A 13,056-nucleotide genomic window follows, 5' to 3' on the forward strand; every position below is an offset into this window, starting at 1 on the left:
CTCACTCCGCAGGCGGCGGAGGCGGGCCATCGGGGCCGCGGCCGTCGCCGCCGCGCCGGCCCCCATCGCCCCGGCCCCCATCACCCCGGCCCCCATCACTCCGGCCCCCATCACTCCGGCCAGGGCGGAAGCGCTTGCGGTCCTCGGGCGACAATTGGCCGGCGGCTTCGACGAAGGCGGCTTCCATCCGCTGCTCGACCGCGTCGCCGAGGCGGCGCACCCTTTCCAGGGTGGTGGCCAGCGCCGCCTTGTCCAGGGTTTCCGCCTCCATCAGGCGGCGCACCTCGCGCCGGGCCTCGCGCAGGGTTTCCACCGTCTCGCGCATGTCGCGGCGCGCCGCCCGCATGGTCTCGCGCACGATCTCCTGCCCGGCCGGCGACAACTCGCCGAACAGGCCCTCGACCGCCGAGGGGCTGCCCATGTTGAAGGGCGGCGGCGGCCCCCGGTGCGCCAGGATCAGGCCCGCGACCACCAGATTGGCGGCCAGCGACAGGGTGAGGGCGACGATCAGGCCGATGATCCAGCGCCGGTCAACTGTCATAATTCTCTCCTGTCAGCAGGGCCTGGAACTCGTAACCGGCATCGTCGCCGCCGGCGCTGTTGCCGAGGGGATCGGCGATCATCCCGGTCCAGCCCGCGAAGATGCCGAACAGCAGCGAGGCGGCCAGCGCGGCGGCGGCCGGCGCCACCACCCGCCGCGTCGGGAAGGGCACGACGTTGGCGCGGAGCGCCTGCCCCGAAGCCCGCGCCGCCGCCAGGATCCGCGTCTTCAGGGCGGCGAGGTCGGGGGCCGGGGCCAGGAGCGCGGCGGCGATCGTCGCCGCTTCGCGCTGGCGGGCCCGGGCGTCGTCCGATTCCGCCAGCAGGTGGCGGGCGGCAACGGCCCTGGGCACCGGCCAAAGGTCGAGATCGGGGCCGAAGCGGTCGAGATCGGTCTGGAACTGGGTCGGGGTCATCGGCTCTTGCGTCATTTCAACTGGCCTCCGCCGGGGCATAGGCTGACAGGCTGGACCGCAGGCTGCGCCTTGCCCGCACCAGGAGGGATTCGAGGGCACCCTCGCTCACCTCGAGGACGGCCGAGGCTTCGGCCTGGCTGAAACCGTCGACCAGGCAGAGGCGGACCGCCTGGGCCTGCCGCTCGGGCAGGCCGGCGAGCGCCGCTTCGAGGGCCCGGCCCAGCGCGTTGCGCAGCGCCGCCGCTTCCGGGTCCTCGCCGGGGTCGACCGGCTCGGGCACCTCGTCCAGCGCCGCCGGGCGGCGCCGGCGCATCTGGTCGAGGGCCAGATTCATCACGATGCGCCACAGCCAGGTGGAAACCCTGGCCTGCGGCTGCCAGTCGGCGGCACGGGTCCAGACGCGCAGGAAGGCTTCCTGCGCGATCTCCTCCGCGATCGCCGGGCTGCCGGTCACCCGCCGGGCCAGGGCGACGGCCCGCGCCAGGTGACGGTCCATGAGCAGGGCGAAGGCGGCCTCGTCGCCGCCCGCGATCCGCCGCATCAGGCTGTCGTCGTCCGCCGGGGTGCTGGCCTCGGGGCCTTTGCCCATCATCCGCTTCCGTCTTTCCGCGCATCGTAACGATCATGCAACGGACGTTGCGGTATTTTCCTGCGCCGCGCCTTAAGCCTTTTCGCGATCACATTGCTTCGCTAGCTTCGGCGCCGTCCGTCGGACCCCGGTCTGGCGTATCCCAGTCTGGGATCGGTCTCGAACGCGGAGGGTAACATGGGCGAGCCGCTGGCGCGCGAGACGGTCGAGGACAGGCAGGTCGGCCTGGACGACCAGCAGCGCACCGCCGTCATCGCCGCCCTCGACGACGGCGACCGCGAGGCGCTGCGCGCGGCCCTCGGCGACATCCATGTCGCCGACCTCGCCGACCTGATCGAGCAATTGTCCCACGAGCAGCGCCGCAGCCTGATCGAAAGCCAGGGCAGCGATCTCGACCCGGAACTCCTGTCCGAACTGCACGGCCCGGTGCTGGCCGAGGTGCTGGACCTGATCGGCCCGCGCGAGGCCGCCGCCGCCCTGGCGCAGATGGACTCGGACGATGCCGTCTACGTCCTCAACGAATTCGACGACGACCAGCAGCGCGAAGTCCTGGCCGAACTCGCCCCGGCCGAGCGCCAGGCCCTGCAGGCGAGCCTCGCCTTTCCGGAAGATTCCGCCGGCCGCCTGATGCAGCGCGACGTGGTCGCGGTGCCCGACTACTGGACCATCGGCCGCGTGCTGCAATACCTGCGCGGCGAGGCCGACCTGCCCGACCGTTTCTATGAAATCGTCGTCGTCGACGGCGAGAACCGCCCGGTCGGCACCGTGCCCCTCGACCGCATGCTGCGCACCCATGCGGATCTCGCGGTGGGGCTCATCATGGGCAAGGCCGAACATCTGGTCCCGGTCGACATGGACCAGGAAGAGGTCGCCTTCCTGTTCCAGCAATACCGCCTGGTTTCCGCCGCCGTGGTCGACCGCGAGGGGCGCCTTGCCGGCGTCATCACCGCCGACGACATCGCCGACGTGATCGAGGAAGAGGTCGAGGAAGACGCCATGCTGCTCGGCGGCGTCGCCGAGACCGACATTCAGGAATCGGTCTGGGACACCATCCGGCTGCGCTTCACCTGGCTGTTCGTCAACCTGGGCAATGCCTTTCTGGCGGCGTCGGTGATCGGCCTGTTCGACGGCACGATCGAGAAGATCGTCGCCCTGGCGGTCTTGATGCCGATCGTCGCCTCCATGGGCGGCAATGCCGCGACCCAGCCCCTGACGGTGGCGGTGCGCACCCTGGCGACCAAGGAATTGACCACCGCCAACGCCCGCCGCGTGGTGCTCAAGGAATTCTGGGTCGGCGCCATCAACGGCTCGGTCTTCGCCCTGATCGTCGGCATCATCGGCTTCGGCTGGTTCGGGGATTGGGAACTGGGGCTGGTGCTCGGCTGCGCCATGGTCATCAACATGATGGTGGCGGCGCTGGTCGGGGTGCTGGTCCCGATCGGCCTCGACCGTGTCGGCGTCGATCCGGCGATCGCCTCCGGGGTGTTCGTCACGACCGTGACCGATGTCGTCGGCTTCCTGGCCTTTCTCGGCCTCGCGACGCTTCTCCTGCTGTGAAGGGTGACAAATGGCGGCCGAAGGACTAGATGCTAGCCCCGAGATTGGCAGGAACACCGGCCCGATGGATCTGAGCATTGTCATTCCCGTCCTCAACGAGTCCGAAAACGTCGGGCCCCTGCTGGACGAGGTCCTGGCCGCCCTGCGGCCCCTCGGCATCGCCTTCGAGGTGATTTTCGTCGACGACGGCTCGACCGACGACACCGCCGCCCGCCTGGCGGCGCGGCAAGTCGATGCGGCGGAACTGCGCGTCGTCCGCCATGCCGGCCGCTATGGCCAGAGCATGGGGGTGCGGACCGGCGTACTGGCCGCCCGGGGCGCCTGGATCGGCACCCTCGACGGCGACCGCCAGAACGACCCCGCCGACCTGCCCAAGCTGTGGGCCGCCGCCAACGGCCCGGAACAGCCGGGCCTGATCGCCGGCGAGCGGATCAAGCGCAACGACAATTGGCAGAAGCGCTATGCCTCGCGCTTCGCCAACTGGCTGCGCCAGAAACTGCTGCGCGACGGGGTGAAGGATACGGGCTGCGGCCTGAAGATGTTCCGCCGCGACCTGTTCATCGAATTCCCGCATTTCGACCACATGCACCGCTACCTGCCGGCGCTGGCCCGGCGCCACGGCGCCAAGGTGCTGCCGGTGCCGGTGAACCACCGGGCGCGCGAGGCCGGCAGCTCGAAATACGGCACCCTCGACCGGGCCCTGGTCGGCGCCACCGATCTCTTCGGCGTGTGGTGGCTGATCCGCCGGTCCAAATTCCCGATCCGGCTGCGCGATGACGGCAGCCGCGGCTGACCGGCCGGCGGGCGGGGGCTGGACGGGGGGGCTGATTCTCCTCCTGCTTTGCCTTGCCATGTTCCTGCCCGGGATCAACCGGCTGCCGCCGACCGACCGGGACGAATCCCGCTTCGCCCAGGCGACCCGCCAGATGGTCGAGACCGGCGATTATGTCGACATCCGCTTCCAGGACGTGCCCCGGCACAAGAAGCCGGTCGGCATCTACTGGCTGCAAGCGGCCGCCGTCGCCGTAGCGGGCGAGGGGGCGGACAGCGCGATCTGGGTCTATCGCCTGCCCTCGGCGCTGGGGATCACGCTCGGCGTGCTCATGCTCTACGGCATCGGCCGGCGCTTCGCGGGTGAGGCGGTCGCCTTCGGCGCCGCTGCCCTGCTGGCCGCCGCCGTCGTCGCCAATATCGAGGCGCGGCTGGCGAAGACCGATGCCATGCTGCTGGGCGCCACCACCGGGGCGCTGGTCTGTTTCGGCCTCGTCTATGTCAGGGCCGCTTATATTAGGGCCGGGGCCGGGCGGCTGGCGGGCTGGGCCCTGCCGCTGGCGGGCTGGGCCTTCGTCGGGCTGGGCGTCCTGATCAAGGGGCCGATCACGCCGCTGATCGCGGCGCTCGCCGTCGCCGCCCTGCTGGTCGCCGACCGGGGGCGGGGCTCGAACCTCGCCTTCCTCAAGGGCTTGCGCATCCTGCCGGGGCTTGTGCTGGTCGCCGTGATCGCGGCGCCCTGGATCGTCGCCATCACCCTGCTGACCAAGGGCGCCTTCCTGGCCGATTCGGTCGGCGGCGACCTCGTGCCCAAGCTCCTCGGCGGGGAGGAAAGCCATGGCGCGCCGCCGGGCTATTACTTCCTCACCATGGCCGGGATGCTGTGGCCGGGGGCGGTGCTGGTCGGCCTGGGCCTGCCCTGGGCCTTTGCCCGGCGGCAATTGCCCTGGGTCCGCTTCGCCCTGGCCTGGGCGGTGCCCGGTTTCCTGCTGTTCGAACTGGTGCCGACCAAGCTGCCCCATTACACGCTGCCCTATTATCCCGCGCTGCTGCTGCTCGGCGTCGGCGCCGCGGTCGAGGGGTTCCGGCCGCTCACCCGGCTCGGCCGGGGCTGGCGCCTGCTGATCCTCGGCGTCTTCGCCCTGGTCGGCCTCGCGCTCGGGGCCGGGCTGGCCGGGATCGAATGGTATTTCAACGGCGGGCCGGGCGTGGCCGGGGGCCTTGCCCTGCTGGTCGCCCTGCTGGTCACGGCGGGCACAATCGTCCTGCTGCGGCGGGACGAGGTGCGGCGGGCGATCGCGGTCATGGCGATCGGGGCCGCCGCGCTCCACGCCACGGTCTTCGCCGCCATCCTGCCCGATGCGGAGGCCCTGTGGCCGGCCCGGGCCCTGCGGGCGCGGCTGGCCGAGGTCGGGGTCTTGACGGCGCCCGCCATGCAGGTGGTCGGCTATGCCGAACCCAGCCTCGTCTTCCTGACCCGCACCGACCTGAAGACCGCCAGCCCCGACGAGGCGGCCCGCCTGCTGCGCGAAGTGCCGGGGGCGGTCGTCCTGATCGAGGCCGGCTGGCGCGCGGCGTTCGATGCCGCACTCGGCGGGCTGGCGGTGCAGGACCTGGGGCATGTCCGGGGCATCAACGTCTCGCGCGGCAAGCCGGTCGACGTCGCCATCCTGCGGCGCGCCCCGTGACCGGGCGTCCCGCCCTGCCGGCCGTGCTCTGGGCCCTGGCCCAGGACACGCTGGTGGAGACGGTGCGCGCATTGCGCCGCCATCCTGTCGCCTATGGGGGGCTGGCGGTCGCCGTCGCGCTGCTGATCCTGTTCGTCGACCGGCCCCTGGCGCTTTGGCTGCACGGGGTGCCGGCCGACGAGCGCTGGTTCTTCCGCTCGATCAACGAGGTCGGGCGCTCGGGCTGGATGTTCGGCGCGGCCGGCTTGTGCCTGGCCGTCGCCCTGGTCGGGGGCTGGCGCCTTTGGGCGGTCCGGGCCGGCTTCGTCATCGGCGCCGTGCTCATGGGCGGCTGGGTGGTCAATGTCCTGAAGCTGGCTTTCGCCCGGGCGCGGCCGCGCCTGCTGGTGAAGGACGGTACCTTCGACTTTCACTTCTTCGAGATCAGCCCGGACTGGAATTCCTTTCCCTCCGGCCACAGTCAGGCCATCGCCGGTTTCGGCGCCGCGCTGGCCTGCATCTGGCCGCGTTTCGCCTGGGTCTTTCTCGGGCTCGCCGTGCTGCCGGCGGTGGCGCGCATGGTCATGCTCAATCACTATGCGGCGGATGTGGTGGCCGGCTATGCCACCGGCCTGACCGTTACCTATGCCTTGGCCCGCGCCTGTGCCGCGCGCGGGATCGGGCCCATAAAACAAGGGGAGAACAGATGAATCTCGGTCCGCTGCCCGATTTCGACGACGATCTCGGCGACGATATCCGCATGCTGCGCCAGTCGGTCGCGGCCTTCACCGCGGCGGAAATCACGCCGCGTGCCGCCGCCATCGACCGCGACAATGAATTTCCGCCCGACCTCTGGCCGAAGCTCGGCGCCCTCGGCGTGCTCGGCGTCACGGTCGAGGAGGACTATGGCGGTGCCGGCCTCGGCTATCTCGAACATGTGGTGGCGATGGAGGAGATCAGCCGCGGCTCCGCCTCGGTCGGCCTGTCCTACGGCGCCCATTCCAACCTCTGCGTCAACCAGATCCGCCTGAACGGCAATGCGGCGCAGAAGGACAGATACCTGCCGAAGCTCGTCTCGGGCGCATTCGTCGGCGCGCTGGCCATGTCCGAGGCGGGCTCGGGCTCGGACGTCGTCTCGCTGCGCCTCCGCGCCGAGAAGAAGGGCGACCGCTATCTTCTGAACGGCACCAAGTTCTGGATCACCAATGGTCCCGATGCCGATGTCCTCGTCGTCTATGCCAAGACCGATCCGGCGGCGGGCTCGAAGGGGATCACCGCCTTCCTGATCGAGAAGGGCATGGCCGGCTTCTCGGTCGGGCCCAAGCTGGACAAGCTCGGCATGCGCGGCTCCAATACCGGCGAACTGATTTTCGAGGATTGCGAAGTGCCGGCGGAAAACGTCCTGGGCACGGTCGGCGGCGGGGTCAAGGTGCTGATGTCCGGCCTCGACTACGAGCGCGCGGTGCTTTCCGCCGGGCCGCTCGGCATCATGCAGGCCTGTCTCGACGTCGTGATCCCCTATGTCCACGAGCGCAGGCAGTTCGGCCACGCGATCGGCGAATTCCAGCTGATGCAGGGCAAGCTGGCCGACATGTATGTGACGCTGGGCGCGGCGCGGGCCTATGTCTATGCGGTGGCGCGGGCCTGCGACCGGGGCAAGGTAACGCGGAAGGATGCTGCCGGCGCCATCCTCTATGCCGCGGAAGCCGCGACCCGCATGGCGCTGGAGGCGATCCAGGCCCTTGGCGGCAACGGTTACATCAACGATTATCCGACCGGGCGCCTGCTGCGCGATGCCAAGCTCTATGAAATCGGGGCCGGCACCAGCGAAATCCGGCGCATGCTGATCGGCCGCGAGCTGTTCGCCGAAACCGCCTGAGCGGGCGGGCGGCCATAGGGGACTAGCGATGTTTTTCCGCGTATTGGCGCTGATCGGCCTTATGCTGCTGCCCGCGGTCGCCTGGGGCGGGGGCGAGCCGGACTCGCCCGGCTGCATCCCGCCCGATGGCCGGGACTGGCTGATGGTCGGTGGGAACTGCCTGGGGATCGAGACGTTCGGCGCCGACAACCTGGGTCCCCGGCCGCAGCTCGTCGTCTTGCTGCATGGGGATTCCAGCCAGGGCGGGCCGGTCGACTATTTCTATCCCATCGCCCGCGAGATTTCCGAGGAAACGGACGTCGTTACCGTCGCCCTGCTGCGCCCCGGCTATGCCGACGGCCATGGCAAAGTGTCGGACGGCCGCAACTGGGGCCGGGTCGACGGCTATACGGCGGAGAATGTCGATCTCGTCGCCGCCGCGCTGAAGCAGTTGCGCCAGCGCTACAAGGCCCGGCGCCTGATCGTGCTGGGCCATTCCGGGGGCGCGGCGACCACGGCGATCCTGATCGGCAAGCACCCGGGGCTGGTCGATGTCGCCTTGCTGGTGTCCTGCCCCTGCGACATCGTCAAGTGGAACCAGATGATCCGCCGCCCGGCCTGGACCCGCAGCCTGCTGCCCATGGCCTTCCTCGACCGGGTGGACCGCGATACCGACGTCGTCGCCATGACCGGCACCGGCGACGGCTGGACCGCCCCGGCGACCGTGACCGGCTATGTCGACCGGCTGAAGGCCCGGGGCGTCGACGCCCGCTTCATCCCGGTGCCGGTGGCGGCCCATGATTTCAAGCCGCTGTGGCTGAACGGGGTGAAGCGCGAACTCGTCACCATCCTCCACGGCAACAACAGCTGAACCGGCCCTCCGCTCAGCCGATCCGGCGGATCAGGGCGGCGGTGAGGTCCCGGGTCGTCGCCGTGCCGCCCAGGTCGCCGGTGCGCACCTTGTCCTCGTTCAGGGTGAGGTCGATCGCCCGGGCCAGGCGGTCGGCCAGGTCGTGGCGGCCGACATGGCCGAGCATCAGGCCCGCGGCCATGAGCAGGGCCAGGGGATTGGCGATGCCCTTGCCGGCGATATCCGGGGCGGAGCCGTGCACCGCCTCGAAGATCGCGGCGGTCGCGCCGATATTGGCGCCCGGCGCCATGCCCAGCCCGCCGACGAGCCCGGCGATCTGGTCCGACAGGATGTCGCCGAACAGGTTGGTGGTCACGATCACGTCGAACTGCCAGGGGTTCATCACCAGCTGCATGGCGCAGGCATCGACGATCCGCTCGTCGACCGCGACCCTGCCCTCGTAGTCCTTGGCGATGATGCGGCCCTCTTCCAGGAACAGGCCGGTGATCGCCTTCAGGATATTGGCCTTGTGGACCAGGGTCACCTTCTTGCGGCCGTGCCGCACCGCATAGTCGAAGGCGTAGCGGATGATCCGCCGGCAACCCTCGCGGGTGGTGACGCCCTGGCTGACCGCGACCGCATGGGGATCGTCGCCGACGCCGATGAAATGCTCGTGGGCGACGTAGTAACCCTCGAGGTTTTCACGCATCAGCACGAGGTCGATATTCTCGAACCGCCCGCCGGGGATCAGGCTGCGCGCCGGCCGGACGTTGGCATAGAGCTTGAACGCCTCGCGCAGGCGGACGTTGACCGAACGGTAGCCACCGCCGGACGGCGTGGTCAGCGGGCCTTTCAGGGCCAGGCCGGTGCGGGCGATGCTGTCCAGCGTCGCCGGGGGCAGGGGGTCGCCGGCGGCCTCGATCCCGGCCATGCCGGCTGCCTGATAGTCCCAGGCGAAGGGGGCGCCCAGCGCCCCGAGGACCGCGACCACCGCTTCGACGATCTCGGGACCGATACCGTCCCCGGGGATGAGGGTTGCCGGGATCAGCGATTCCGTGACCATCGAGATATCTCCACCTTTTGAACGGTGCCCGGCTATTAGGCCTGTTGCCGGCGCTTGTCGACACCGACGAAAGGTGAAGCCGGCCATCGGGGCAGCCGCCGCCGCACCGGATCGTGACCGGCGTCACTCGACTTGTCCACGCTCTTCGCAGACAGTGGCGCGAACAGACAAGGGGGAACCGGATATGGACTTGGATCTGAGGCGTTATATCCAGACGGGACAGGTTTCCGAATGGGAGGTCGAGGGTACCAGCGGCGCCACGGTTTCGGTCGGCACCCCGGAACTGAAGGTCGAACTCAGCGCGTCCTATCTGCGCATGCCGCTGAAGCACCGGGGCACGGGGCGGAGCATCCTCTATCAGGGCGTCGGCGCCGGGGTCGGGGTCGGGGTCAGCCTGTCCATCCCCTTCGTCAACGCCAGCGGCGGGCCCGACGCCATGCCGTCCCTCGGCAGCCGCATCGTCAAGGGGCCGGCCTGGACCGAGCCGATGGGCCCGCGGGATTTCACCGGCCGCGCGCTCTTCGTCACCGGCAGCGCCCTGGGGCCCGGCCATTCGCAGGATGTCTCGGTCGTGCTGTTTGCCCGCAACCTGCCGCCGGTGCTCGACATCGCCTTGCGGGTCGGCAGCGTCACGGCGCTCGGCCCGGCGATGCAGGGCGCGGCCTTCCTGGCCTGCACCCGCGGCATCGCCCTGGTCTGGGGCCTCAGCCTGGCGACGACGCTGGGCGGCATCGGCGCCAATGCCATCATGTATCAGATCCTGCCGCCGCCGGCCTGATTGGCTGTGGCCTGATTGCTGATGGACTGATCGGCTATTTCAGGCCCGCGCGGTCGAGGGCGGCGGCGATCACCGCCGCGCCGGCGGCGACCGCGGCCGGGCCCACCCGCCGGGTTTCGGCCCGCAGCGCCGGGATCGACAGGCCGCGGGTGGCGCCGAGTTCCGCCCGATGGCCGATCAGCCAGCGTTCGATCTGTTCCGGCAGCACTTCGATGTGGAACTGGATCCCCAGGATATTGTTGCCGATGGCGAAAGCCTGGTTGAGGGTGATCCCGGTCGAGGCCAGGCGCACCGCGCCGTCCGGCAGGTCGAAAGTATCGCCGTGCCAGTGCAGCACGTCGACGCCGTCGAGAACGGCGAGCGGCGAGGCATGGCCGGCGGTGGTCAGGGTGACCGGCGCCCAGCCGATCTCCTTCTCCCGCCCGGGATAGACGGCGGCGCCGGCGGCCGCCGCGATCAGCTGCGCGCCGAGACAGATGCCGAGGAGCGCCCGGCCGCCCTCGATCCGCGCGCGGAGAAAGGCGATCTCGTCGCGCAGGAAGGGATAGACATCGTCCTCATAGACGCCGACCGGGCCGCCGAGCACGATCACCACGTCGTCCGCCAGGGGATCGAGGGCGGCGATATCGTCTATCCCCGCCTCGACGACGCGGATGGCGAAGCCCCTGGCGAGGAGGACCGCCTCGATCAGGCCGAGGTCCTCGAAAGCGAGATGGCGCACGACGAGACAGGTCCGGCTCATGGGGGGCCTCCAGCAACTTTGTGCCGCACAATTTTTGACGCGACGCAGCGCATGCGGTCAAGCGACCATTGTGTTGCCGTTCCGGTAACGAGCGCATGCAAGAGCCGCAATGGTCGCGCCGCGCCCTGCCTGCTATCGATCGATCCATGGCGCCGATCGATATTTTCCTGGTCTTCCTCGTGAACCTCATCTGGGGGTTCAATTTCATCGCGGCCAAGGTCGGGGTCGGCGAACTGCCGCCCATGCTGATGACCGGGATCCGCTTCTGCGCCATCGCCCTCGTGCTGTTCCCCCTGCTGTTCCGGGTCCCGCGCGATCAGATGCGGGCGGTGATCTGGGTCGCGATCACGGCCGGGCTGCTGCATTTCGGCCTGCTGTTCATCGGCATCGCCCGGGTCGGCGACGTCTCCTCGGCGGCGGTGGCGATCCAGCTGAACATTCCCTTCGTCACCATCCTCAGCGTCATCGTGCTGAAGGAAACCATCCGCTGGATCCGGATCGCGGGGATCGTGCTCGCCTTTGCCGGGGTGGTGGTCATCGGCTACGACCCCCAGGTCTTTTCCTATATCGACGGGCTGATGCTCTGCGTCGGGGCGGCCTTCGCCATGGCGGTCGCCATGATCATCATGCGGCGCATGCGCGGTGTCGGCGTCTTCGTCCTCCAGGCCTGGATGGGGGCGATCACCGGGCCGGCCATGCTGGCCCTGTCCCTGGTCTTCGAGGACGGCCAGGTGCAGGCGGTGGCCGATGCCTCGCTGCTCGCCTGGGCGGCGGTCGCCTATACCGCCTTCTGCTCGTCCCTGATCGCCCATGCCGCCAACTACCGGCTGCTGCAGCGCTATCCGGTGACCCTGACCGCGCCCATGATGCTGATGTCGCCCGTGCTCGGCATCGTCTTCGGCGTCACCCTGCTTGACGATACGCTGACCGTGCGGATGATCGTCGGCAGCCTGATGACCCTGGCCGGCGTCGGCATCGTGATGCTGCGGGAGAGGCGGATCGCCGGCACCGCCAGCTGACCCCGCGGGAGTTGCCCTGATGATCGAGCGTCCATCGCCCAATTTCGACGACCGGGGCGAGGCGCCGACGATCCTGATGATCCACTATACCGGCATGACCTCGGCCGCCGCCGCCCTCGACCGCCTGTGCGATCCCGCGGCCAAGGTCTCGTGCCACTATCTGATCGACGAGGACGGCACCCCATACCGTCTCGTTGCCGAGGACAGGCGGGCCTGGCATGCGGGGGCGGGGTCGTGGCGCGGGCAGGGCAACGTCAATGCCCGCTCGATCGGCATCGAATTGGTCAACCCCGGCCACGACTGGGGCTACCGGCCCTTTCCGCCGGCCCAGATGGCGGCCTTGAAGGCCCTGGGCCGGGCCATCGTCGAGCGCCACCGAATCGATCCCTTCGACGTCATCGGCCATTCCGATTCCGCCCCCGGCCGCAAGATCGACCCCGGCGAATTGTTCGACTGGGCGGATCTCGCCGGCGCCGGCATCGGCTTCTGGACCGCTGCGGCGGTCGCGCCGCCCGGCCCGGCGCTTGGGCCCGGCGACGAAGGCCCCGCGGTCCGCGACCTTCAGGCCGCCCTTGCCGCCTTCGGCTACGGCCTTGCGGTCGACGGCGTGTTCGGCGCGGAGACCGGGGCGGTGGTCGCCGCCTTCCAGCGCCACTGGCGGCAGGACAAGGTCGACGGTATCGCCGATGCGGGCACGAGGGCGCGCCTCGACCAGCTTCTCCGGTACTTGCCCCTTGCCGGGAGGGTGGCAAACCGTTAAGAGCCTGAACCGTCAGATGGCCGGGCGGCCGCCGCCGCGCAAGCGGGGGAGGAAAGTCCGGGCTCCACGGAAACACGGTGCCGGGTAACGCCCGGCGGGGGCGACCCCAGGGACAGTGCCACAGAGAGCAGACCGCCGGAACGCCGCGCCCTCGGGGGCGGCCGGCCGGCAAGGGTGAAAGGGTGCGGTAAGAGCGCACCGCGAGGCTGGCAACAGCATCGGCATGGTAAACCCCACCGGGAGCAAAACCAAATAGGGGCGGCGCGCCGGCTTGCCGGCAGGATCGTTTCCGATCCGTCGCCCGGGTCGGTTGCTTGAGGCGGTCGGCAACGATCGCCCTAGAGGAATGGCCGCCGGCCGTGGTCCGCCACGGTCACAGAACCCGGCTTACAGGCCATCTGACCTCAATTCCTTAACTCCTTGTCTTTTTGCCTCTCCGGCAAAAA

14 protein-coding genes and 1 other RNA gene are annotated in these 13,056 nt (G+C 69.8%); 10 read left to right on the top strand and 5 right to left on the bottom strand.

Annotation, left to right across the window (positions count from 1 at the left end; translation table 11 throughout):
- Position 1: 1 nt before the first annotated feature.
- The 3 genes from DKG75_RS21035 to DKG75_RS21045 are packed head-to-tail and all read right to left on the bottom strand — an operon-like array spanning position 2 to position 1,548.
- Positions 2-541, bottom strand: a complete 540-nt coding sequence (locus tag DKG75_RS21035; RefSeq protein ID WP_109923160.1) for a periplasmic heavy metal sensor — start codon at positions 539-541, stop codon at positions 2-4.
- A complete protein-coding gene (locus tag DKG75_RS21040) occupies positions 531-971 on the bottom strand; it encodes a hypothetical protein (RefSeq protein ID WP_109923161.1) in 441 nt (146 codons plus the stop codon). The genes DKG75_RS21035 and DKG75_RS21040 overlap by 11 nt, the downstream gene beginning before the upstream one ends.
- 1 nt (position 972) lies before the next feature.
- A complete protein-coding gene (locus tag DKG75_RS21045; RefSeq protein WP_243746594.1) occupies positions 973-1,548 on the bottom strand; it encodes a sigma-70 family RNA polymerase sigma factor in 576 nt (191 codons plus the stop codon).
- A gap of 174 nt (positions 1,549-1,722) precedes the next feature.
- Between DKG75_RS21045 and mgtE the strand changes: the two genes are divergently transcribed.
- The 6 genes from mgtE to DKG75_RS21075 all read left to right on the top strand — a co-directional run bounded on the left by mgtE (position 1,723) and on the right by DKG75_RS21075 (position 8,269).
- Entirely contained in the window at positions 1,723-3,102 is a 1,380-nt protein-coding gene (mgtE, locus tag DKG75_RS21050) for a magnesium transporter (protein WP_109923162.1), read from the top strand.
- Positions 3,103-3,166: 64 nt separating this feature from the next.
- Positions 3,167-3,895 (top strand): glycosyltransferase family 2 protein, encoded by a 729-nt coding sequence (locus tag DKG75_RS21055; protein ID WP_109923163.1) that lies wholly within the window; start codon positions 3,167-3,169, stop codon positions 3,893-3,895.
- Positions 3,876-5,561, top strand: a complete 1,686-nt coding sequence (locus DKG75_RS21060) for an ArnT family glycosyltransferase (protein ID WP_109923164.1) — start codon at positions 3,876-3,878, stop codon at positions 5,559-5,561. Before DKG75_RS21055 ends, DKG75_RS21060 begins: the two co-directional genes overlap by 20 nt.
- The gene (locus DKG75_RS21065) at positions 5,558-6,250 is read left to right on the top strand and encodes a phosphatase PAP2 family protein (RefSeq protein WP_109923165.1); all 693 of its coding nucleotides are present in this window, start codon (positions 5,558-5,560) and stop codon (positions 6,248-6,250) included. The genes DKG75_RS21060 and DKG75_RS21065 overlap by 4 nt, the downstream gene beginning before the upstream one ends.
- Positions 6,247-7,419, top strand: coding sequence for an isovaleryl-CoA dehydrogenase (locus DKG75_RS21070; RefSeq protein ID WP_109923166.1), 1,173 nt, complete (start codon positions 6,247-6,249; stop codon positions 7,417-7,419). The genes DKG75_RS21065 and DKG75_RS21070 overlap by 4 nt, the downstream gene beginning before the upstream one ends.
- A gap of 28 nt (positions 7,420-7,447) precedes the next feature.
- The gene (locus tag DKG75_RS21075; protein WP_109923167.1) at positions 7,448-8,269 is read left to right on the top strand and encodes an alpha/beta hydrolase family protein; all 822 of its coding nucleotides are present in this window, start codon (positions 7,448-7,450) and stop codon (positions 8,267-8,269) included.
- Between the two features lie 13 nt (positions 8,270-8,282).
- On the opposite strand, the gene DKG75_RS21080 is transcribed toward DKG75_RS21075, so the two are convergent.
- Positions 8,283-9,311 (bottom strand): isocitrate/isopropylmalate dehydrogenase family protein, encoded by a 1,029-nt coding sequence (locus DKG75_RS21080; protein WP_109923168.1) that lies wholly within the window; start codon positions 9,309-9,311, stop codon positions 8,283-8,285.
- Positions 9,312-9,501: 190 nt separating this feature from the next.
- Between DKG75_RS21080 and DKG75_RS21085 the strand changes: the two genes are divergently transcribed.
- Positions 9,502-10,089 carry a hypothetical protein gene (locus tag DKG75_RS21085; protein WP_133637053.1) on the top strand — a complete coding sequence of 196 codons (588 nt, stop codon included), beginning with the start codon at positions 9,502-9,504 and terminating at the stop codon, positions 10,087-10,089.
- Positions 10,090-10,123: 34 nt separating this feature from the next.
- Here DKG75_RS21085 and DKG75_RS21090 read toward each other — a convergent pair whose 3' ends face one another.
- Positions 10,124-10,831, bottom strand: a complete 708-nt coding sequence (locus DKG75_RS21090; RefSeq protein ID WP_109923170.1) for a glutamine amidotransferase — start codon at positions 10,829-10,831, stop codon at positions 10,124-10,126.
- A gap of 146 nt (positions 10,832-10,977) precedes the next feature.
- Between DKG75_RS21090 and DKG75_RS21095 the strand changes: the two genes are divergently transcribed.
- From DKG75_RS21095 to rnpB, 3 genes are all read left to right on the top strand, one after another.
- On the top strand, positions 10,978-11,850 hold the full coding sequence (locus DKG75_RS21095; protein WP_166646572.1) for a DMT family transporter: 873 nt from the start codon (positions 10,978-10,980) through the stop codon (positions 11,848-11,850).
- Positions 11,851-11,869: 19 nt separating this feature from the next.
- Positions 11,870-12,610 carry a peptidoglycan recognition protein family protein gene (locus DKG75_RS21100; protein WP_109923172.1) on the top strand — a complete coding sequence of 247 codons (741 nt, stop codon included), beginning with the start codon at positions 11,870-11,872 and terminating at the stop codon, positions 12,608-12,610.
- Between the two features lie 12 nt (positions 12,611-12,622).
- Positions 12,623-13,016: RNase P RNA component class A (gene rnpB, locus DKG75_RS21105), an RNA gene on the top strand.
- Positions 13,017-13,056: the final 40 nt, after the last annotated feature.

Origin of the sequence: Zavarzinia compransoris (assembly GCF_003173055.1) — a bacterium.
In the GTDB taxonomy this organism is placed as follows: domain Bacteria; phylum Pseudomonadota; class Alphaproteobacteria; order Zavarziniales; family Zavarziniaceae; genus Zavarzinia; species Zavarzinia compransoris.